The sequence below is a fragment of the Rhizobium altiplani genome (genome assembly GCF_001542405.1).
Taxonomy (GTDB): Bacteria; Pseudomonadota; Alphaproteobacteria; order Rhizobiales; family Rhizobiaceae; genus Rhizobium; species Rhizobium altiplani.
Genome location: NZ_LNCD01000091.1, coordinates 51,789 through 72,375, shown reverse-complemented (window position 1 = coordinate 72,375; position 20,587 = coordinate 51,789). Strand labels below are relative to the sequence as shown.

Sequence of the window (20,587 nt, the reverse complement as noted above, 5' to 3'; positions counted from 1 at the left end):
AAATGCCTTTACGGCATGAATAAATGCAGTCGTGACGTGAAAAAATGTCCGTCCTGTGACATTCAGAAGAGATGGAAAAATAAAGACATGACGAAGCTGATCGCTCTGCTGCTCATCCTGGCGATGGCGATTCAGCTGATCAAGCCGCTGGGCGTTCCGGGGCTGCGACGGCGCATGGATTTCTGGAAGATCGCCCTGATCGCGTTTGGGGTCTGGGCGGTAGCGCTGCTTGGCCGCGATCTGTTCGTTTAGTACGTGATTTCGCCGCGCATGACCGGCGCGCAGCTGCCCGAGATCGTCACATCGGAAACGATGCCGTCCTTCTTGACGACTTCGATGCCGATGATGCTTCGGCGTCCCATCTCGACGCCTTGTTCGATGGTGAGCGAAACGTTCATGTCCGCATCCGGCTCCAGCGAAACGAGGTAGGCGCCGAGGGCTGCCGAGGCGCTGCCGGTCGCCGGATCCTCCGCAACGTTGTCGAGCGGCGCGAACATCCGGGCGCGGATCGTCCACGGCTCTTCCTGGGAGCGCACATAGACGAACAGCGAGAAATCGTGATTGCCTTCGGCAGTCGGGCCGGCGGCATCCTGGAAATAGGTGAGGTTCGGGCGGGCGCGACCGAGGGCGGCAAGGTCTGCCAGTTCCGCGACGGCGAAACTCAGTCCAACGGAGGCGACAACCGGTCGGTGCTTCGCCACCCGGATTTCCTGCGGCTCGATCACTATACAGCGCGCAACGGTTTCCTCGGATATCGTGTTGCCGATGGTGAGCGGCTTCGGCGCACGAATCGATGCCGACAGCACCTCACCGCCGTCACGCTTCAGGTTGACCTCGACGAGACCCGCCTTCTCTTCGAAGCGCAGGCTGTCGCCGACCGGCCGTCCGAAGACCTCGCGCTGTTGGCCGAGCACATAAGCCGTCCCGACGTTCGGATGCCCCGCAAAGGGAACCTCCATGGTGGGTGTGAAGATGCGGACACGGGCGGTATTTGCCGGATCTTCTGGCGGTAGCACGAAGGTGACTTCCGAATAGCCGAACTCGGCGGCAATATTCTGCATGTCTGCGTCCGTCAGGCCACGCGCGTCCGTCATCACGGCGAGCGGGTTGCCTTCGAAGCGAGTAGAGGTGAAGACATCGACTGTCGTGAAGGCAACGGTTCTCATGGCGGCTCCGAGCGGGCTGATACCACGATCTCTACCGGCGATCCGCCGTCTGCAGAAGCCGGAAAGTTGTCGCCCTTACAATGCAGAAACCGGCCGTCTGCGACGACCGGTTTTGCTTTTCTTGTCGATCAGAAGATGGCTTAGGCCGCCTTCTCCAGATCCTTCTTCCAGCTGCCCTTGGCGGCGAGGCTGTTCATTTCGGCGCGGTGGGCAAAGGCACGCTGGCCGGCGGCAATGTTTTCCTGCTTGCCGCCCCAAGCCTTCAGTGCCGTATCCTGCAGTGCGCGGCCGTAGGAGAAGGTCACAGTCCACGGCAGGTCATAACCGGAGTTGATCGCGGAAAGATGCGCCGACGCTTCTTCGGTGGACTGGCCACCCGAGAGGAAGGCAATGCCGGGAACGGCCGACGGAACGGTGCGCTTCAGCACCTCGACCGTGCGCTCGGCGACCTCGGCGACGGAAGCCTTGCGGGCGTTCTTGCCGTCGATGACCATGTTCGGCTTGAGGATCATGCCTTCGAGGCTGACGCGGGCGTCGGCCAATTCCTCGAAGACGGTGCGCAGCGTCCATTCGGTGACCTCGGCGCAGCGATCGATGTTGTGGTCGCCTGGCTTGCCGTCCATCAGGCATTCCGGTTCGACGATCGGCACGATGTTGGCCTGCTGGCACAGCGCCGCATAGCGGGCGAGGGCGTGGGCGTTGGCTTTCATGGAGCCCCAGGTGGGCAGCGTGGAGGAGATTGCGATAACGCCGCGCCACTTGGCGAAGCGGGCGCCGGCTTCATAATACTTCGCAAGACGGTCTGCGAGGCCGTCGAGGCCTTCGGTGATGGTTTCGCCGGGATAGGCTGCCATCGGCTTTGCGCCGATATCGACCTTGATGCCCGGGATGCTGTCGGCCGCACGGATGATGTCGACAAAGGGCGTGCCGTCTGCTGCCTTCTGGTGGAGGGTCTCTTCGTAGAGGATCACGCCGGAGATATACTGACGCATCGCGTCTTCGGTGCGGAACAACATTTCGCGGTAGTCGCGACGGCTCGTTTCCGTCGATTCAAGTCCGATTGTGTCGAACCGCTTCCCGATTGTGGCTGTCGATTCATCTGCTGCAAGCAGCCCGCGGCCACCAGCCACCATACGCACGGCAATGTCTTCCAAACGTTCGCTCATATCGTTTCTCTCCACAGCAAAAAATCGTCAACCAGTAGATATAGGTCGCGGATAACAGAAGTTTATGGGTGGGAAAACGGCAGCAAAATTGTCTGAAACGTTTGAATTTTTTTTAATCGTTTGAAAGTTTGGGCTTTTGTACTCCAAATGAGCAAAAGACCGCGGGGCTTTCGCGCCGCGGTCTATCTACATGTAAAATTTGTTAAATTCGTTCGCTTGAATTATTTGTGCTTGTTGAGCACAGCGACACCGGGGAGCACTTTGCCTTCCATCCACTCAAGGAAGGCGCCGCCGGCCGTCGACACATAGCTGAAATCGTCGGCCACGCCGGCGTGGTTCAACGCCGAGACCGTATCGCCACCGCCGGCCACCGAGGTGAGCTTGCCGGCCTTCGTGCGCTCGGCCGCAAATTTCGCTGCCGCGACGGTTGCCTTGTCGAAAGGCTCGATCTCGAACGCGCCGAGCGGGCCATTCCAGACCAGCGTATTGGCGCGCTCGATCCATGCCTTGATCGCCTCGACCGACTTCGGGCCGACGTCCAGCACCATAGCGTCATTGGGGATCGCGTCGATTGCGACCGTTTCGTTGGCGGCGTTTGCCTTGAATTCGCGGGCAACGACGCCGTCTTCCGGCAGAATGATGGCGCAGCCGGCCGTGGCCGCTTCGATCATGATCTGCTTGGCGGTGTCTGCAAGATCGTGCTCGCAGAGCGACTTGCCGACATTCGTGCCGCGGGCGGCAATGAAGGTGTTTGCCATGCCGCCGCCGATCACCAGCGCATCGACTTTCTTCACAAGGTTCATCAAGAGGTCGATCTTGGTCGAAACCTTGGCGCCGCCGACGATGGCGACGACAGGACGGGCCGGGTTGCCGAGACCACTCTCAAGGGCCTCAAGCTCGGCCTGCATGGTGCGGCCCGCATGGGCGGGGAGATGATGGGCGAGGCCTTCCGTCGAGGCATGTGCGCGGTGGGCAGCAGAGAAGGCGTCGTTGACGTAGATGTCGCCGTTCGCCGCAAGCGCCTTGACGAAATCGGGGTCGTTCTTCTCTTCGCCCTTGTGGAAGCGGGTGTTTTCCATGAGCAGGATGTCACCGTTCTTCATCGCACCAACTGCCTCCGCTGCTGCTGCGCCGATGCAGTCGCCGGCGGTTGCCACGGAGTGGTCCAGCACCTCCTCGACGGACGGAGCGATCAGCGACAGCGAAAGGTCCTGCGACGGGCCATCCTTAGGGCGGCCGAAGTGCGCCAGCAGGATGACCTTGGCACCTTTGTTGGAGAGCTCCAGGATCGTCGGGGCAACACGCTCGATGCGTGTGGTGTCGGTTACTTTGCCGTCTTTGACCGGAACATTGAGGTCAACGCGAACGAGGACGCGCTTGCCGGCAACATCGTTGAGGTCGTCGAGGGTCTTGAAGGAAGGCATGGAAAAATCCGTTCGTTATTGCCCAAAAGATGCGGCGACCATAGCAAGGATGACCGCAGACGCAAGGCGCTCATTGCGGGTTTTGATCGCCCTTGGCTGATGCCGCCGCGGCCGCTGCTTCCCGGCTTCTGCGACCTTTGATGCGGTCGCGGATGCGATCGATGATGTCGTGCAAATTGAGGAAGATCGGCAGGGTGGTGGCGGGCTCTACAGCCTCCAGCGACATGCCGACCGAGGTGATGTGGTCCTGATCATCGAGATCGCGGACGATGAGAATGATCGAGCCGAGACGGACCCGGTCCGCATAATCCGCCTTGCCGCCCAGACGATGCTTCATCAGTTCGGCGATCGTCAGCCCTTTCTCGGATTCGTTCAGCAGGCCGGGGCCATAGGCGGCGTCGAGATCGGCCGCTGGCCGGGCGGGCGACAGCGCGAATGCGCCGAAGAAATCGGCGTCATCCTCTTCCACCGGCGCGCGGCTGGCAAAGAGCTTGTCGAGCAGCCGCGAGTAGGACGGCACGACGAACAGATAGACGAGGTCGTTCTCGCGTAGCCGGCCCGCATATTGATAACGCATCGACTTGCCGTCGCGGATGACGAGCGACGGCGTCGCCCAGCGCGGGATGCGTTCGCCGCGAAGCACCGGGCTGTCCTTGATAACACGGTAGGAGAGGAGCTCGTGGTTTGCCGCACCGGGCAGATCGACTTCGACCTTGTCGACGGCACCCATGCGCGGCGGGATGATGAGCCCCAGCTTCTTGGCGACCGGCTTGATCGTCCAGCCCTGTACGAGAAGCGAGACGAGCACGATGATGAAGGCGGTGTTGAAATAGATCTGGCTGTTCTCCAAGCCGCCGAGAATGGGCATGATGGCGAGCAGGATCGAAACGGCGCCGCGCAAGCCGACCCACGCGACAAAGCCGATCTCCCGCTGCGTATAGTCGAAGGGGAGCAACGAGAGCCAGATGGCGAGCGGGCGCGCGATGAAGATCAGGAACAGGGCGAGCAGCACGGCGGGAACGGCAATCGCCGGAAACTGCGACGGCATCGCAAGCAGTCCCAAGACCAGGAACATAATGATCTGGGCAAGCCAGGTCATGCCGCTCTGGAAGCGCTTGATAGAGGCATGGCCTTGCAGCTTGCGATTGCCCGCGTAGATGCCGGCGACATAGACGGCAAGGAAGCCGCTACCGCCGACCGCGCCCGTCGCCGAAAAGACCAGCAGCGCCAGGGCCAGCACGAATATCGGGGTCAGGCCGCGATCGGTTTCCAGCTGGCTGACGATCAGCGAGATCATCATGCCGCCGAGCAGACCGAGGATGACGCCGAGGCCCATCTCTTGCACGAACATGGCGAGCATACCGATGTTGATGCCGTGATAGCGCTCGCCGCTGGCAAGGATCTCTACGAGGGCGATGGTCAGGAAGATCGCCATCGGGTCGTTGGTTCCCGATTCAACCTCCAGTGTCGAGCGCACCTTGTCACGAATATTGATGCCGCCGATGCGCAGCAGGAAGAAGACGGCGGCAGCGTCGGTGGAGGAGACGATCGAGCCGAGCAGCAGGCCTTCCAGCCACGTGAAGTTCAGCAGCCACATGGCGGCAACACCAATGAGTGCCGCTGTTATCAGAACGCCGACCGAGGCGAGCGTCAGAGAGGGTATCGCCGCAAGCTTGAAGGCTTGGACCGGCGTTCCGAAACCGGAGTCGAACAGGATGACGGCAAGCGCGATGGAGCCGAGGAAGTAGGCCAGATAATTGTTGCTGAACTGGATCCCGAGGCCATCCGATCCAGCAAGCAGGCCGATCGCGAGGAAGAGCAGGAGGAGGGGGGCGCCGAAGCGGAAGGCGAGCAGGCTGGAGAATGCGGCGAGAAGCACGAGCGTCGTCGATACCAGTACGACGATATAAAACGCTTCCATGCCTGTCCCCTTACCCGCAATTCAATGCAGACCGCCCCCGGTCCCGCAGCCCATCCATTCGCCCTTTCGTGGTCACTCAAGCCCGCTATGAGTAAACGGCAAAACAAACAGGATGGGTAGGCCTTGCGGTCGACCCCGTGCTGTTTTGCGGCTTCATGCTGCTGTTTTGGCGTGCCTGACGGCAAAACCGGGTGAGTGCTCACGAAGGAGCATGAATCGAGTGTATGAGCAAATCGGGCGATAGGAGGGCAGAAGTTGCGCTCTCGCGCGTTTCCTCTCAATCAATGAACGGTCATGGAGAGGCGCACCGTCGGCTTCTTGCCCGATCGCGCTGCTCAGGCGTCTTCGTCCTCATCGTCCTCGTCATCGGCGATGTCGGAAATCGGGATCAGAAAGACGACAAATTCATCGTCAATCGTTCGCTCCGGATCATCGTCGAACTCATAGGCGTGCTCGACTTCGCTTGCCTCTTCGGCGGTCGCCTTGCGCAGCTTGAGCTCCGTGACGCCGTCCCAGACCGGCTTTCCCTGCGATTGCAGGACCGTCAGATCCTCGCGGAAATCCTCTGCCTCGAAGAAATTCTCGGCATCATCGGCATTCTCGGAGCGAAAGCTTGCGATCGCCTGTCCGCCGATCTCGATCGTAAAGTAGTCCATCAAATTCTCTTTCGCTTCTGTGCCGTCCAGCTTCGATGAACAGTACGGTGATCGGCTGCGGCGCGCCAGTCTAATCGTTCGGGCAAACGGACTATCGAGGTCCCATGACGCGTGTGGACGCCACTAACGGCTGCCCTTCGGCGATCTGCTTGGAGTTGCGCCCGCCAACAAGGCTGAGACTCAGCACGCTCGCAATCATGAGCAGAACGATGATTGTCATGAGAATTCTCATGGATGAGTCCGCCAGCCAACATCCGGCATTATCTTGTCTCTATGACGCTAGTCAGTTTGGCTTCAAAAGAAAAGCGGCCCGGTCGCCCGAGCCGCTTTCGACGATTCATGTCGGGACGCTCTTAGATGAGCTTTGCGAAAGCGACAGCCGTATCAGACATGCGGCTGGAGAAGCCCCACTCGTTGTCGTACCAGGACAGGACGCGCACGAAGTTGCCTTCCATGACCTTCGTCTGATCCGTTGCGAAGATCGAGGAGTGGCTGTCGTGGTTGAAGTCACGGGAAACGAGCGGCTCGTCAGTGTAGCCGAGGATGCCCTTCAGCTTGCCGTTTGCGGCAGCCTTGATCGCTTCGTTGATTTCGCCGACGGTCGTGGCCTTCTTGGCAACGAACTTGAAGTCGACGACCGAGACGTTCGGGGTCGGAACGCGGATCGACGTACCGTCCAGCTTGCCCTTCAGATGCGGAAGGACGAGGCCAACGGCCTTGGCGGCGCCCGTCGACGTCGGGATCATGGACAGGGCTGCGGCGCGGGCACGGTACAGGTCCTTGTGCATGGTGTCGAGGGTCGGCTGGTCGCCGGTGTAGGAGTGGATGGTGGTCATGAAGCCGTGGTCGATGCCGACCGCGTCATCGAGAACCTTCACAACAGGCACGAGGCAGTTCGTCGTGCAGGATGCGTTGGAGATGACCAGATGCTCCTTGGTGAGCTGGTCATGGTTGACGCCGAAAACGACGGTCAAGTCGGCGCCGTCGGCAGGAGCCGAAACGATGACGCGCTTTGCGCCGGCCGTCAGGTGCGCGGCAGCCTTGTCGCGGGCGGTGAAGATGCCGGTGCATTCCATCGCGATGTCGACGCCGAGTTCCTTGTGCGGCAGCGTTGCCGGGTCCTTGATCGCGGTCACCTTGATCGGCTTGCCGCCGCCAACAGTGATCGTGTCGCCCTCGACCTTCACCTCGGCCGGGAACTTGCCGTGGATGGAGTCGTAGCGCAGCAGATGGGCGTTGGTCTCGACCGGGCCGAGGTCGTTGATGGCAACGACTTCAATGTCGGTGCGGCCGGATTCGACGATAGCGCGGAGAACGTTACGCCCGATGCGGCCGAAGCCGTTGATGGCAACCTTTACAGTCATGTGCATTCACTCCCTAGAGATGGGGCTTGCGGATTGAGTTGGAGAGCGCCGAAGCGCTCTCTTAGAGGTTTGCTTCTGCGGCAGCGACCACGGCGTCCGCGGTGATGCCGAAATGCTCGAATACCTTCTTTGCCGGACCGGACGCGCCGAAGCCCTTCATGCCGACGAACGTGCCTTCCGGACCGATGAAGGCATCCCAGCCTTCGCGGACGGCGGCTTCCACGGCGATCTTGACTGGCGAGTTGCCGATGACTTCCTTGCGGTATGCTTCGGGCTGCTCAAAGAACAGTTCGGTGCAGGGAACGGAAACGACACGGACGCTGACGCCCTTGGCTTCGAGCGTTGCACGGGCGGCAACGGCGAGCTCGACTTCAGAGCCCGAAGCGAAGATCGTCACCTTTGCGTCTGCGTTGCCGGCGAGCGTGTAGGCGCCGAGTTCGCAACGGTTCTTTTCGCTGTACTCGGTACGCACTGGCGTCAGGTTCTGGCGGGTCAATGCGAGAGCCGAGGGGTGGTTCTTCGCCTTGATGGCGATCTGCCAGCATTCGGCCGTTTCAGTCGGGTCTGCCGGGCGGAAGACCCGCAGATTCGGAACGGCGCGCAGGCCGGCGATCTGCTCGACCGGCTGGTGCGTCGGGCCGTCTTCACCGACGCCGATCGAGTCGTGCGTCAGGACGTGGACAACGCGGATGCCCATGAGGGCGGCCAGGCGGATCGGCGGTCGGCAATAGTCCGAGAAGATCAGGAAGCCGCCGCCGTAGGGGATAAGGCCGCCGTGCAGCGCGACACCATTCATGGCCGAAGCCATGCCGTGCTCGCGGATGCCCCAATGCATATAGCGGCCGGCGAAATCGGTAGGCGTGATCGAATGCATCTGGCTGGTCTTGGTATTGTTCGACGGCGTCAGGTCGGCGGAGCCGCCCAGCGTTTCCGGCAGGAAGCCGTTGATGACCTCAAGCGCGTCTTCCGATGCCTTGCGGGTGGCAATCGTCGGCTTGGTTTCGATCAGCTTCTTCTTGTAGGCGCTGATCGCGGCGTCGAAGCCTTCCGGCAGGTCGCCGGCGAAGCGGCGGGTGAACTCAGCCTTGTGCGCGGACTTGGCGAGGCCGTCTTCCCAGGTCTTGACTGTTTCGACCGAGCGGCTGCCGGCTGCGCGCCATGCGTCGAGAACGTCGGAAGGAACGACGAAGGGTTCGTATTCCCAGTTCAGCGCCTTGCGGGTCGCCGCGATTTCATCGGCGCCGAGCGGGTTGCCGTGAACCTTATGCGTGCCCTGCTTGTTCGGAGCGCCGAAGCCGATGATCGTCTTGCAGGCGATGAAGGTCGGACGGTCGGACTTGTGAGCGGCTTCGATGGCGGCGGCAATGGCAGCCTGGTCGTGGCCGTCGATTTCGATCGTGTTCCAATGAACAGCCTTGAAGCGAGCAACCTGATCGGTGGAATCCGACAGGGAGACGGCGCCGTCGATGGTGATCGAGTTGTTATCCCAGAAGAGAACGAGCTTGTTCAGCTTCAGATGACCGGCAAGTGCGATCGCCTCGTGGCTGATGCCTTCCATCAGGCAGCCGTCGCCGCAGATGGCATAGGTGTAGTGGTCCTGAAGCTCAGAGCCGAACTCGTCGCGCAGCTTGCGTTCGGCGATCGCCATGCCGACGGCATTGGCAATGCCCTGGCCGAGCGGGCCGGTCGTCGTTTCGATGCCGGTCGCATGACCGTATTCGGGATGGCCGGCGGTCTTCGAACCGAGCTGGCGGAACTGCTTCAGGTCCTCGATCGTCATGTCGGGGTAGCCGGTCAAATAGAGCAGCGAGTAAAGCAGCATCGAGCCGTGGCCGGCCGACAGCACGAAGCGGTCGCGGTTCGGCCAATGCGGCTTCTTCGGGTCGAACCGCAGATACTTCGTGAAGAGAATCGTCGCTACGTCAGCCATGCCCATCGGCATGCCGGGATGCCCCGAATTTGCCTTTTCGACTGCATCCATGGCGAGGAAACGGATCGCATTTGCCATCCGGTCGTTTTGTTCAGGAGAGGTCATGGCTATTCCACGGGTTCCGGGTGTCGGGGGATGGCCTCGAGCCTGGGGAGACCATCAATGAGAGCGGGTGACACATAGCAGTTGGAACGGCCAAGTCAACAAATGGAAGGCCCTCCGGAGGCCTCTCCAATCGATTTTAGACATTTGATCATCGATTTTTACAAAAGTTGAATAGGCGCTGAGGCGGCAGTTGATTTTCGTCATCCACAGAATAGGTCTGCAGCCGCAGGGCCAGCTTTATTGACGTGCCGTTGGCGAGGTGCGTATCCTTTTGGAAATACTGGATCGGTCTCGGGCGCCGATTCGCGGGTCTTGTGCGGGGAACCGGTAGAGACATGACGCCTACAGGCAAAATGGAAGCAGCACTCAACGAGCTCAGGCAAGCCATCTCCGGGCTTGAAAACGCAGTCGAGATGCGCATCGAGCACCAGCGGGAGCAGGGCGAAATCGAAGGCGAGGTACGTCGTATTCATGCCGATCGCTCGAAGCTTGCCCAAGAACTGGACCAGGCCGAATTCCGTGCGAACCGGCTCGAGGAAGTCAATCGCGAGGTCTCGCGGCGGCTGGTGACGGCCATGGAGACGATCCGCGCGGTTCTGGACCGATAGAAAGGCGCGATACATGGCGCAGGTAACGGTAACGATCGACGGCAAGGCCTATCGCATGGCCTGCGAGGAGGGTCAGGAAGACCACCTGACGGACCTCGCGACGCGCTTCGACAATTATGTCGGGCACCTCAAGGGGCAGTTCGGCGAAATCGGTGACCTCCGCATCACCGTCATGGCTGGCATCATGGTCATGGACGAAATTTCGGAGCTCACCCGCCGCGTCGCCGGGCTTGAATCCGAACTCGATACGTTGCGGAACAGCAGTGATAGCGTTCTCGCGGCAAACGCCCGCACCGAGGAGGGCCTTGCGGCGGCCCTGGGTGAGGTGACGAGCCGTATCCGCAGCATCACCGACAAGCTGAACGGCCGTGCGCCCGCCGAACTCAATTAAATAGGGGCGGCGTCGCCGGCCCTCTGGCGCAGCGCCCAAATCGGCCTTATATACCGGAGTGCGGTCTGCGCCTCTCGACAGGAACCACAATCCCTGGGGCCATACTCGATCCAAAGGGAGCTGTCCCTGACCAGGCTCGTGGGCCTGGACACACGGTGCCCACCTACGTTTGTAGGCGCCCAGGATCGTAAACATCCATCGGTTGTCGTGGATCGCACTTCCCAAAAATCCATACACGCTTACTGCTGTCGGGGCACGATGGATATCTTTCCGTCTGCTTTCTCAATCTTGCAGGCAGCAGACTTCATCGCTCAGACCCCACAATTCCCCAGGAGCACTTTGAAAGTAAAGATTGCCACAGTTAGCGCAGAATCGCAACTTTCGAACGAACAATACAGTAATACCGGTTATGATTGTATGTGGTTGTGGTAGACGCTGTCTATCCTGAAATGCTTTCCGGTGATCCGCTATTGAAGATTCTCGATGAATTAGGCGGACCGCGGTCCGCCGACAACAATGCCTGTCGGTTGCTCCGAATGTGACGGAGACTTCTCTTGCTTGCTGTATTGCGAGTGCTAGTTTCCGCATCTTATCGATTTAATTTCCAGGAGACTTGAGATGCAGCTTGGCATGGTGGGTTTGGGCCGCATGGGCAACTACATGGTCCAGCGATTGATGCGCGATGGCCATGAATGCGTCGTCTACGACGCGAGGCCTGAAAGCGTTGCTGATCTCGTCGGCAAGGGCGCTGTCGGCAGCGCCTCCCTCGAGGAGTTTGTTTCGAAGCTGTCGCGCCCGCGCGCGGTTTGGCTGATGCTGCCGGCGGCGATCACGGACAAGGTCATCGCCCAGCTTCTGCCGTTGCTGCACGACGACGACATCATCATCGACGGCGGCAATTCCTACTATCACGACGATATCCGGCGAGGTGCCGAGCTTATCACCAAGGGCATTCACTACGTTGACGTCGGTACCAGCGGCGGCGTTTTCGGCCTGGAACGCGGTTATTGCCTGATGATCGGGGGCGAGAAAGGAATCGTCCAGTCGCTGTCGCCCATCTTCGCGTCTCTGGCGCCGGGACAGGGAGTCATTGCTCCTTCAGAGGGGCGCACTGTTCATCCGGAAAGCACGGCCGAGCAAGGGTATCTTCATTGCGGTCCGCATGGCGCCGGTCATTTCGTCAAGATGGTGCACAACGGCATCGAGTATGGCCTGATGGCCGCCTATGCCGAAGGCCTGAATATTCTGAAACATGCCAATGTCGGTGCGGCCACGCATGCGGTCGATGCCGAAACTGCGCCTTTGGCGCATCCCGAACACTATCGTTACGATTTCAACTTGCCTGATATTGCCGAAGTGTGGCGTCGCGGGAGCGTCATCACCTCCTGGCTGCTCGACCTGACGGCCGACGCGCTGCATGTCGATCCTGTCCTCACCAAGTATGCCGGCCGTGTTTCCGATTCCGGCGAGGGCCGCTGGACGATCATGGCGGCGATCGATGAAAGCGTCCCGACGCCGGTGCTGAGCGCGGCGCTTCATGGTCGCTTCTCCTCGCGCGACAACGACGAGTTCGCCAACAAGGTGCTGTCGGCCATGCGTGCGGGCTTCGGCGGTCACGTCGAGAAGCCAAAGGGCTAGGCTGAAACTTTTCGTTTTCCAAGCCCGCGCAGCGCCGCCTGGGCGGGCTTTCCTTTTATACAGCGGGATATATTGTCTATACAACGGGATACATTGTCGAGAGATTGCATTTAGGGCAAGGGATCACGGGTCTGGCAATGGGGCGCGCGTGGCATGATGCAACTACTGATATCGATGGCATTCGCCCTCGCCGTGGCCACGAGCGCAGCGGCTCAGACCGCCAACCCGCCGTCGCCGTCTTCCACGCCCACGACTAGTGCGGCTCAACCGCCGGCGGAAGTTCGGCAGATGCTCGAGCTGATGCAAACGCCGCAGGTGAAGGAGTGGATGGCGACGCAAATGAAGGCGGCGCCGACGGCCACCCTGACGGAGGCCGGCGAAATGTCGGCGCTCTCCGAACTCGTCGGTCATGCGCGCCGCCATGTCGAAATGGTCTCCGGGGCGGCGATGGAGTTTCCCGGCGAAGTCGAGACCGCGTCTGAAGTCGTCGAACGCGAGGTCGCGCCGACGGGCTGGCTGCTGATTACGACGGAAGTCATTGCCCTTTTTCTCACCGGAGCGATTGTCGAGCTGCTGTTCCGTCTTATCGTGCCGAAACCGCGAATCCGACGGACCGAAGACGAGGTCGTCACCGTTGCCCACCACGCTGCGGCAAATCTGCTTTATCGCGTCGTTCCCGCAATCGTTTTTGCGATGGCGACACTGGTGCCTTTGCTCGCTTTCAACTGGCCTCCGATCACGCGGTCCATGGCCATCGCGATTGCAGTCGCCCTCATCGTCGCCCGCTTTACCGTCGCGCTCGGGCGGCTCCTGGTCGCCCTCGTTACCTTGCCGCGTGCGGATGGCGAGCGCCAGATTTCGCGCGCCCGGGGGCTTTTCTGGTTCCGGCGTTGCGCGACCTTCGCGATCTACTTCGCATTCGGCTGGGCGGTGATCCAGCTGATGGTGCCGCTCGGCTTTTCCGAGGGCGCGCGCTACTTTGTCGGCTACATTCTCGGCATCGGGCTCTTCGCCATCGCAGTGGAGGCGATCTGGCACCGTCCGGTGGAGGAGGGAGAGCATCGCAGCTTCACCGTTTCCTGGGGGCTGACGCTCTATTTCGCTTTCCTTTGGCTTCTCTGGGTTTCAGGGTTCAACCTGTTGCTCTGGCTCGGGATCTATGTCGTGCTCCTGCCGCGTGCTCTCTCGGTTGCAACGCTGGCCGTTCGTTCCCTGCACCAGGCCGAGGCGGGCTTTCTCGCCGGGCGCCGGATTGCGACTGTGCTTCTCGACCGTGGCGTTCGAGCCCTTATCATCACGGCCGCGGCTTTCTGGCTTGGCCGCATGATCGGGCTTGCGGCCGATCGCATGGCCGCCGGCGAGACCATGCTCGATCGGCTTGCCCGTGGCGCGATTGGCGGCATCGTCATCCTGCTCGCTGCCGATCTGTTGTGGCACCTGGCGCGCGCATACATCAACGGCAAGCTCGATGACTCCAGGATCGAAGGCGCGATAACGGATGAGGAAAAAGCCAGCCGCGCCCGCCTGCAGACATTGTTGCCGATCTTCCGCAATATCCTCGCCGTGGTCATTGCTGTCATTGCTGTACTGATGGTGCTGTCGGGCCTCGGGGTCGAAATTGGCCCGCTGATCGCCGGTGCCGGCGTGGTCGGCGTCGCCGTAGGCTTCGGCGCACAGACCATCGTGAAGGATGTCATCAGCGGCATGTTCTATCTTTGGGACGATGCCTTCCGTGTCGGCGAGTATATCGAGAGCGGTAGCCACAAGGGCGTTGTTGAAGCCTTCAGCCTGCGCTCGGTGCGGCTGAGGCATCACCGCGGGCCGCTGACGACGGTGCCGTTCGGCGAACTCGGCGCGGTCAGGAACCTCAACCGAGACTGGACGATCGACAAGATTACCCTGAACGTCACCTACGACACCGACCTCGTGAAGGCGAAGAAGGTGATCAAGCAGATCGGACAGCAACTGCTGGATAATCCCGACTACAGTCCGCACATCATCGAGACGCTGAAGATGAAGGGCGTGGAACAGTTCGGCGAGTTCGCGATTGTCATCCGGCTGGCAATGACGACCAAGCCCGGCGAGCAATTCGTCATCCGACGCAACGCCCTGGCCATGATCCGCAACGCCTTCAAGGAAAACGGCATCGAGTTTGCTGTGCCGACGGTGCAGGTTTCGAGCGAAGGGCACGAGTCCGAGGCGCATGCAGCCGCCGCCCGCCATCTTTCGCAACGCTCGAATTCAGATGAGCCCGCGGCGTAGCATCCGGGACTCGCTTATCGGAGCGGGCTAGCCTCGTTCAGTGCTTTTTTGCCGCTCCAACCCTGTCAAGGTTACGAAATTGCAATGTGCGGCGGCGCGCCCTGCGCCAAATTTGCCCCAATTGGAGATGAAGCAGGCGAGATCGGCAGGGTCGGGCAGGCTGCGCACTCATAGAGCTTGCGTGCCGCGCATGTTACGTGTTTCGGACATGATTCCCACCAAACTGGAATATTGCGGCGGTACGAGATGTCGGGACACGGCAAGTTAGAAGAAATCGAAGACGCCGACGAATCTTCGGTACGTGGATTCTTCAGGCGCTACCGTGCGCACCTGACGGCACTGGCGACGCTCGCGCTGTTCTGTTTCGTCGGCTTCGCAATCGTGCAACTGACGAACGAAGTGCGATATGACGACGTCGTTCAGGCGCTGGCCGACACCAAGGTCAGCTCGATTTTTCTAGCCCTCCTGTTCACCGGCATGAGCTTTCTTGCCCTCGTTTTCTATGACGTCAATGCCATTGAATATGTTGGCCGCAAGCTGCCATTTCCGCAGGTGGCGCTGACCGCCTTCAGCGCCTATGCGGTCGGCAATACGGCGGGCTTCGGGGCGCTGAGCGGCGGTGCAATCCGCTATCGCGCCTATTCGCGCCTCGGCCTGACGCCTGAGGAGATTGGCCGGGTCATCGCATTCGTGACGCTGTCGTTCGGCCTCGGACTTGCGGGCGTTGCCGCTATCTCGCTCCTGATCATCGCCGATGAAATCGCGCCTCTGATCAATGTCGGCAGCGTGACCCTGCGGCTGATGGCAGGTATGGTCATTGCCGGCCTCGGAGTCATCATGTTTCTGGGACGCGAGGGGCGCGCGGTCCACCTCGGTCCCGTCTCGGTCCGATTGCCGGACTCGCGCACATGGTCGCGGCAGTTCCTGGTGACCGCCTTCGACATCGCCGCCTCGGCGACCGTCCTTTATGTCTTGCTGCCACAGGCCGCGATCAGCTGGCCGGTATTCCTGGCTGTCTATGCCATTGCGGTTGGGCTTGGAGTGTTGAGCCATGTACCTGCCGGCCTCGGTGTGTTCGAGACCGTTATCATCGCTTCGCTTGGCAGCGCAGTGAACATCGACGCAGTGCTTGGTTCGCTGGTTCTCTACCGCCTGATCTATCACGTTCTGCCGTTGCTGATCGCCGTGCTGGCCGTCTCGGCAACCGAGCTTCGCCGGTTTGCCGATCACCCGGTTGCGTCCGGCATCCGACGGATCGGCATCCGGCTGATGCCGCAGTTGCTCTCGACCCTATCGCTGCTCCTCGGCGTCATGTTGATCTTTTCGAGCGTGACGCCGACGCCGGACCAGAATCTCGAGTTTCTTGCGAACTACCTGCCGTTGCCGCTCGTCGAGGGGGCGCATTTCCTCTCCAGCCTGCTCGGGCTGACACTGGTCGTTGCGGCACGCGGTCTCGGCCAGAAGCTCGACGGTGCCTGGTGGGTGTCGATCCTGTCGGCCGCGGCGGCGTTGACCTTGTCGCTGCTGAAGGCGATTGCACTGGTCGAGGCCTGTTTCCTCGGTTTCCTGATCTTCGGCCTGTTCGTCAGCCGCCGGCTGTTTCGCAGACATGCGTCCCTTCTCAACCAGACGCTGACGGCCTCGTGGCTGACGGCGATCGCCGTGATCTGCGTCGGTGCGATCGTGATCCTGCTCTTCGTCTATCGTGACGTCGAATACAGCAACGAGCTCTGGTGGCAGTTCGAATTTGCCGGCGAGGCCCCGCGCGGTCTGCGCGCCGTGCTCGGCCTTACGATCATTTCCTCGGCGATTGCGATCTTCAGTCTGCTCCGTCCGGCGACGGTCAAGCCGGAACCTGCTTCCACCGACGCGTTGCAGCGGGCGGTCGGTATCGTCGAGAAGCAGCGCTTTGCCGACGCCAATTTGGTGCGCATGGGCGACAAGAGCATCATGTTCTCGGAGAAAGGCGACGCTTTCATCATGTATGGAAGGCAGGGGCGCTCCTGGATCGCTCTTTTCGATCCGATCGGGGAGCGCAGCGCCATTCCAGAGCTGGTCTGGCGTTTCGTGGAATCCGCACGCGCCGCCGGCTGCCGCGCAGTCTTTTACCAGATCTCTCCGGCGCTTCTTTCGCATTGTGCCGATGCAGGACTGCGTGCCTTCAAGCTCGGCGAGCTTGCCGTTGCCGATTTGAAAACCTTCGAGATGAAGGGCGGCAAGTGGGCAAACCTGCGGCAAACCGCGAGCCGCGCGCAACGCGACGGCCTTGAATTCGAGGTTATCGCGCCGGAAGACGTTCCCGTCGCAATGGATGAGCTTGGCGCGGTTTCGAATGCGTGGCTCGAGGATCACAATGCCAAGGAGAAGGGTTTCTCGCTCGGTGCGTTCGATCCAGACTATATCGTTGCCCAACCCGTCGGCATCCTGAAGCGCGAAGGCAGGATCGTGGCCTTCGCCAACATCCTGATCACCGCCGCGAAGGACGAGGGGACCATCGACCTGATGCGGTTCTCCCCGGATGCGCCGAAAGGGTCGATGGACTTCCTCTTCGTCCAGATCATGGAATATCTGCGCGACCAGGGGTTTGCGCATTTCAATCTCGGCATGGCGCCGCTTTCGGGCATGTCGAAGCGCGAGATGGCGCCGGTCTGGGACCGCGTCGGCAGCACCGTCTTCGAACACGGCGAGCGGTTTTATAACTTCAAGGGCCTCAGGGCCTTCAAATCAAAGTTCCATCCGCACTGGCATCCGCGGTATCTTGCGGTTTCGGGTGGAGGCAATCCGATGATCGCTCTGATGGACGCAACATTCCTGATCGGCGGCGGATTGAGAGGGGTAGTGAGGAAATGATGAAAAGACACCTTCTTGCAGCCGTCTGCGCCCTGTCGCTGTCCGTTCCGGCGGCAATGGCGGCGACCGAGACGACACAGAGCTTCGAGACAGGGCTCATTCCTTCGCCGCATATTTTCCTGCCCGAAGGCGACGTGAAAGGCGCCGTTGTGCTGATCTCGGATGGCGCCGGCTGGGGCGATAATGAGAAGGCAGAGGCAAACCGTCTCGTCGAGCAGGGAGCCGTCGTCATTGGCATCGACTTCGTGGCCTATATGGAGGCGCTCAGAAACTACGACGTCAGCCAGAATGACGGCTGCATCTACATGGTGTCCGATCTTGAATCGCTGAGCCAGCAGGTACAGCGCGCGGCGGGCAACAGTGCATACCATCTGCCGATCGTTGCCGGCGTCGGCGAGGGCGGTGCGCTGGCGCTGGCGATCGCGGCGCAGACCCCGGATGCGACGATCGGCCAGACGCTGGCGATCGATCCAGTTGCCGGGATTCCGCTTACCAAGGAACTGTGCACGCCGGCGAAGAAGCAGACGGTCGGCGACCGCATGATCTATGGGCTCAGCGAAACATCGCTGCCGGACCCGATCATCGCCTCGTTTACGGCGGCAGCACAAAAGGAGGGCCGTGCGCATGTCGAAGAACTCAAGAAGCAGCACTCGGACATCGATATCCGCGATTCCGGGGACGATGCCCAGACGACGCTTGCCGACACGCTCTCGGACCTGATCGACGCCTCCGGCAGTGCCGACAATCCGCTCGGCCTCCCGCTCACCATTCTCGATGCCAAGCCGGCTTTCGACACAATGGCGGTCATCTACTCCGGTGATGGCGGGTGGCGCGATATCGACAAGGAGGTTGGTGCGGCGCTGCAGAAGCAGGGTGTGCCGGTCGTCGGCATCGACTCGCTGCATTACTTCTGGTCGGAGCGCCAGCCGCAGCAGACGGCGGACGATCTCGGCAAGATTATCGAGCTTTATCGCAAGCAGTGGAAGGTGAAGCACGTTCTGCTGATCGGCTATTCCTTCGGCGCCGATGTCGTGCCTGCCGCGTTTACGCGCCTGAAGCCGGCCGCCAAGGCAACCGTCGCGCAGATGTCGCTCCTGTCCCTGTCGCATGAGGTCGATTACCAGATCTCCGTCATGGGCTGGCTCGGCCAGAAGACGGAAGGTGCGGGCGGCGATCCGGTTGATGACCTGAAGAAGGTCGATCCCAAGATCGTCCAGTGCATCTACGGAAAGGAAGATGACGACGAGGTGGCCTGCCCTGATCTCAAGGGCAGCGGTGCCGATGTGATTGCCCTTGCCGGCGATCACCACTTCGATGAGAACTATGAGCTATTGAGCAAGACGATCATCGACGGGCTGAAGGCACGGCTTCAGGACTAGGCTGCGTCGCGCCGCCCCAGGCTAGCGCATCAACTGCTCTTCACTCCAGCCGAGAGCGGCGATATCGCCGCTCCGGAAGCGACCATCATCGGCAACGATGAATTCATCGAGCTGCGGTGGATGTACGCTCGTTCCTGCCAACATCGCATGAATCTGGCCGCGATGATGCGTCTGGTGTTGGAACAGGTGGTTCAAAACGTCTTCCATCCGCTCGCGCTGAATGCGCCCCGCACGATGGATCTCGGTCGTCGACGCCAGCTTTTCCGGCGTTGCCGCCTCGCAAAGCGCGACCAGCCTGCGATCGACTTTCGCCTGTTCGGCAGCAAGCGCCGCGATATCGTCGAATGGCTCCTCGACGTCCCAGGCGGCAGGGCCAAGCGTGCCGCCTTCAAGCGCATCGACGTAGAACCAGTCGACGGTCAGAATATGGTTGAGCGTTGCCTTGATCGACGGGAAGAAGCTTGCGCGTGCCGCCTCGAATTCTCCCGGCTTCAACCTGCTGCAGGCTTCATGCAGGCGATAGTTCGCAAGCGCGTTGTTGTACGCAAGCTTCCGTGTGGTCCTGCATGGGTCGAAAGTCGGCATCGGTAACTCCGTTTCTTGACGGGCAACCCGCAAGCGTCAGTCGTCTTCCTGGAACAAGCGAAACTGTGCCGCTTCCAGATCCTTTGGGGGTTGCATGCCGAGGTGCTTCCAGGCCGTCGCGGTCAGGACGCGGCCGCGTGGGGTGCGCTGAATGAAACCCTGCTGAATCATGTAGGGCTCGATGATGTCCTCGATCGCGTCGCGTGGTTCGGAAAGCCCTGCGGCGATGGTTTCGATGCCGACGGGGCCGCCGCCGAAATTGACCGCGATCATGTTGAGGTAGCGCTTGTCGAGCTGGTCGAGGCCCATGTTGTCGACGAGCAGCCGGGTCAGCGCCTCATCGGCAATCTCGCGGGTGACGGCTTCAGCCTTCGCCACTTCCGCGAAATCGCGCACGCGCCGCAGCAGGCGACCGGCAATACGCGGCGTTCCACGAGCGCGCCGGGCGATTTCCCGTGCACCCTCGTCGGTCATGGGCAGGTTCATCAGGCGTGCGCCGCGTCGAACGATCAGCTCCAATTCCTCGACGGTATAGAAGCTCAGGCGGACGGGAATGCCGAAACGGTCGCGAAGCGGCGTGGTCAAAAGGCCAAGGCGGGTCGTTGCTGCAACGAGGGTGAATTTCGACAGGTCGATCTTGACAGAACGCGCGGCTGGTCCTTCGCCGATGATGAGGTCGAGCTGGAAATCCTCCATCGCGGGGTAGAGGATTTCCTCGACGGCCGGGTTGAGCCGGTGAATTTCGTCGATGAAGAGCACGTCGCGCTCTTCGAGATTGGTCAGCAGAGCGGCGAGATCGCCCGCCTTGGCAATAACCGGACCGGACGTAGAGCGGAAATTGACGCCGAGTTCCTTCGCCATGATCTGCGCGAGCGTCGTCTTGCCGAGGCCGGGCGGGCCAACGAAAAGGACGTGATCCAGCGCCTCGCCACGGTTCTTCGCCGCCTCGATGAACACCTTCAGGTTTGCGCGCGCTTCCGCCTGGCCGGTGAACTCGTCCAGCGACTGCGGCCGAAGCGTCACATCCAGGTCTTCGCCTCGTTTCTCTGCCGATATCAGGCGCGCGGCTTCACTCATGCTGGCATTTCCCAATCTTCAAACGCTCGTGACCAATACACCAAGCCGAACGCTTTTGGCACCCG

Annotated in this window: 17 protein-coding genes and 1 other RNA gene; 8 read left to right on the top strand and 10 right to left on the bottom strand. The window is 61.0% G+C overall.

What is annotated here, in order from left to right:
- The first annotated feature begins 87 nt into the window (after nt 1-87).
- Nucleotides 88-252 carry a hypothetical protein gene (locus AS026_RS42420; protein ID WP_018858870.1) on the top strand — a complete coding sequence of 55 codons (165 nt, stop codon included), beginning with the start codon at nt 88-90 and terminating at the stop codon, nt 250-252.
- Here the strand turns inward: AS026_RS42420 and AS026_RS21950 are convergent.
- The 8 genes from AS026_RS21950 to tkt all read right to left on the bottom strand — a co-directional run bounded on the left by AS026_RS21950 (nt 249) and on the right by tkt (nt 9,732).
- Nucleotides 249-1,166 (bottom strand): PhzF family phenazine biosynthesis protein, encoded by a 918-nt coding sequence (locus AS026_RS21950; RefSeq protein ID WP_062371785.1) that lies wholly within the window; start codon nt 1,164-1,166, stop codon nt 249-251. The genes AS026_RS42420 and AS026_RS21950 overlap by 4 nt on opposite strands.
- Nucleotides 1,167-1,306: 140 nt before the next feature.
- Nucleotides 1,307-2,332, bottom strand: a complete 1,026-nt coding sequence (locus tag AS026_RS21945) for a class I fructose-bisphosphate aldolase (RefSeq protein ID WP_062371783.1) — start codon at nt 2,330-2,332, stop codon at nt 1,307-1,309.
- 221 nt (nt 2,333-2,553) lie between these two features.
- Entirely contained in the window at nt 2,554-3,756 is a 1,203-nt protein-coding gene (locus tag AS026_RS21940; protein WP_018858867.1) for a phosphoglycerate kinase, read from the bottom strand.
- A 70-nt stretch (nt 3,757-3,826) separates the two neighbouring features.
- Nucleotides 3,827-5,677: a potassium/proton antiporter gene (locus AS026_RS21935; protein WP_018858866.1), complete on the bottom strand. Its 1,851-nt coding sequence runs from the start codon at nt 5,675-5,677 to the stop codon at nt 3,827-3,829.
- Between the two features lie 335 nt (nt 5,678-6,012).
- Nucleotides 6,013-6,333 carry a hypothetical protein gene (locus AS026_RS21930; RefSeq protein ID WP_062371781.1) on the bottom strand — a complete coding sequence of 107 codons (321 nt, stop codon included), beginning with the start codon at nt 6,331-6,333 and terminating at the stop codon, nt 6,013-6,015.
- Nucleotides 6,334-6,424: 91 nt separating this feature from the next.
- Complete coding sequence (locus AS026_RS44035; RefSeq protein ID WP_280950902.1) at nt 6,425-6,553, bottom strand: hypothetical protein; 129 nt, start codon at nt 6,551-6,553, stop codon at nt 6,425-6,427.
- A gap of 133 nt (nt 6,554-6,686) precedes the next feature.
- The gene (gene gap / locus AS026_RS21925; RefSeq protein WP_018858863.1) at nt 6,687-7,697 is read right to left on the bottom strand and encodes a type I glyceraldehyde-3-phosphate dehydrogenase; all 1,011 of its coding nucleotides are present in this window, start codon (nt 7,695-7,697) and stop codon (nt 6,687-6,689) included.
- A gap of 61 nt (nt 7,698-7,758) precedes the next feature.
- Nucleotides 7,759-9,732: a transketolase gene (gene tkt / locus AS026_RS21920; protein ID WP_062371780.1), complete on the bottom strand. Its 1,974-nt coding sequence runs from the start codon at nt 9,730-9,732 to the stop codon at nt 7,759-7,761.
- A 335-nt stretch (nt 9,733-10,067) separates the two neighbouring features.
- Here tkt and AS026_RS21915 point away from each other — a divergent pair, with 335 nt between their 5' ends.
- The 7 genes from AS026_RS21915 (at nt 10,068) to AS026_RS21885 (ending at nt 18,860) form a co-directional block, all read left to right on the top strand.
- On the top strand, nt 10,068-10,340 hold the full coding sequence (locus AS026_RS21915; protein WP_025660886.1) for a DUF4164 domain-containing protein: 273 nt from the start codon (nt 10,068-10,070) through the stop codon (nt 10,338-10,340).
- A gap of 13 nt (nt 10,341-10,353) precedes the next feature.
- Entirely contained in the window at nt 10,354-10,731 is a 378-nt protein-coding gene (locus AS026_RS21910) for a cell division protein ZapA (protein WP_062371778.1), read from the top strand.
- A gap of 59 nt (nt 10,732-10,790) precedes the next feature.
- Nucleotides 10,791-10,949, top strand: a non-coding RNA gene (gene ssrS / locus AS026_RS21905) — 6S RNA.
- 400 nt (nt 10,950-11,349) lie between these two features.
- Nucleotides 11,350-12,369: a phosphogluconate dehydrogenase (NAD(+)-dependent, decarboxylating) gene (gnd, locus tag AS026_RS21900; RefSeq protein WP_062371776.1), complete on the top strand. Its 1,020-nt coding sequence runs from the start codon at nt 11,350-11,352 to the stop codon at nt 12,367-12,369.
- Between the two features lie 153 nt (nt 12,370-12,522).
- Nucleotides 12,523-14,631, top strand: a complete 2,109-nt coding sequence (locus tag AS026_RS21895) for a mechanosensitive ion channel family protein (RefSeq protein WP_062371774.1) — start codon at nt 12,523-12,525, stop codon at nt 14,629-14,631.
- 246 nt (nt 14,632-14,877) lie between these two features.
- Nucleotides 14,878-17,481 carry a bifunctional lysylphosphatidylglycerol flippase/synthetase MprF gene (gene mprF, locus AS026_RS21890; RefSeq protein WP_062371772.1) on the top strand — a complete coding sequence of 868 codons (2,604 nt, stop codon included), beginning with the start codon at nt 14,878-14,880 and terminating at the stop codon, nt 17,479-17,481.
- Nucleotides 17,478-18,860 carry a virulence factor family protein gene (locus tag AS026_RS21885; RefSeq protein WP_062371770.1) on the top strand — a complete coding sequence of 461 codons (1,383 nt, stop codon included), beginning with the start codon at nt 17,478-17,480 and terminating at the stop codon, nt 18,858-18,860. Before mprF ends, AS026_RS21885 begins: the two co-directional genes overlap by 4 nt.
- A gap of 21 nt (nt 18,861-18,881) precedes the next feature.
- Here the strand turns inward: AS026_RS21885 and AS026_RS21880 are convergent, their stop codons facing one another.
- Nucleotides 18,882-19,445 (bottom strand): DinB family protein, encoded by a 564-nt coding sequence (locus AS026_RS21880; protein WP_025660891.1) that lies wholly within the window; start codon nt 19,443-19,445, stop codon nt 18,882-18,884.
- Nucleotides 19,446-19,481: 36 nt separating this feature from the next.
- On the bottom strand, nt 19,482-20,522 hold the full coding sequence (gene ruvB, locus AS026_RS21875; RefSeq protein ID WP_007527359.1) for a Holliday junction branch migration DNA helicase RuvB: 1,041 nt from the start codon (nt 20,520-20,522) through the stop codon (nt 19,482-19,484).
- Nucleotides 20,523-20,587: the final 65 nt, after the last annotated feature.

What these genes read in the sequence shown, in the direction of transcription:
- AS026_RS21935 (WP_018858866.1), bottom strand. Translation starts at nt 5,677, where the DNA reads ATGGAAGCGTTTTATATCGTCGTACTGGTATCGACGACGCTCGTGCTT.
- AS026_RS21885 (WP_062371770.1), top strand. Translation starts at nt 17,478, where the DNA reads ATGATGAAAAGACACCTTCTTGCAGCCGTCTGCGCCCTGTCGCTGTCC.
- AS026_RS21940 (WP_018858867.1), bottom strand. Translation starts at nt 3,756, where the DNA reads ATGCCTTCCTTCAAGACCCTCGACGACCTCAACGATGTTGCCGGCAAG.
- AS026_RS21930 (WP_062371781.1), bottom strand. Translation starts at nt 6,333, where the DNA reads ATGGACTACTTTACGATCGAGATCGGCGGACAGGCGATCGCAAGCTTT.
- AS026_RS21950 (WP_062371785.1), bottom strand. Translation starts at nt 1,166, where the DNA reads ATGAGAACCGTTGCCTTCACGACAGTCGATGTCTTCACCTCTACTCGC.
- tkt (WP_062371780.1), bottom strand. Translation starts at nt 9,732, where the DNA reads ATGACCTCTCCTGAACAAAACGACCGGATGGCAAATGCGATCCGTTTC.
- mprF (WP_062371772.1), top strand. Translation starts at nt 14,878, where the DNA reads ATGTCGGGACACGGCAAGTTAGAAGAAATCGAAGACGCCGACGAATCT.
- AS026_RS21895 (WP_062371774.1), top strand. Translation starts at nt 12,523, where the DNA reads ATGATGCAACTACTGATATCGATGGCATTCGCCCTCGCCGTGGCCACG.
- AS026_RS21945 (WP_062371783.1), bottom strand. Translation starts at nt 2,332, where the DNA reads ATGAGCGAACGTTTGGAAGACATTGCCGTGCGTATGGTGGCTGGTGGC.
- gap (WP_018858863.1), bottom strand. Translation starts at nt 7,697, where the DNA reads ATGACTGTAAAGGTTGCCATCAACGGCTTCGGCCGCATCGGGCGTAAC.
- AS026_RS21910 (WP_062371778.1), top strand. Translation starts at nt 10,354, where the DNA reads ATGGCGCAGGTAACGGTAACGATCGACGGCAAGGCCTATCGCATGGCC.
- AS026_RS44035 (WP_280950902.1), bottom strand. Translation starts at nt 6,553, where the DNA reads ATGACAATCATCGTTCTGCTCATGATTGCGAGCGTGCTGAGTCTCAGC.
- ruvB (WP_007527359.1), bottom strand. Translation starts at nt 20,522, where the DNA reads ATGAGTGAAGCCGCGCGCCTGATATCGGCAGAGAAACGAGGCGAAGAC.
- AS026_RS21880 (WP_025660891.1), bottom strand. Translation starts at nt 19,445, where the DNA reads ATGCCGACTTTCGACCCATGCAGGACCACACGGAAGCTTGCGTACAAC.
- gnd (WP_062371776.1), top strand. Translation starts at nt 11,350, where the DNA reads ATGCAGCTTGGCATGGTGGGTTTGGGCCGCATGGGCAACTACATGGTC.
- AS026_RS21915 (WP_025660886.1), top strand. Translation starts at nt 10,068, where the DNA reads ATGACGCCTACAGGCAAAATGGAAGCAGCACTCAACGAGCTCAGGCAA.
- AS026_RS42420 (WP_018858870.1), top strand. Translation starts at nt 88, where the DNA reads ATGACGAAGCTGATCGCTCTGCTGCTCATCCTGGCGATGGCGATTCAG.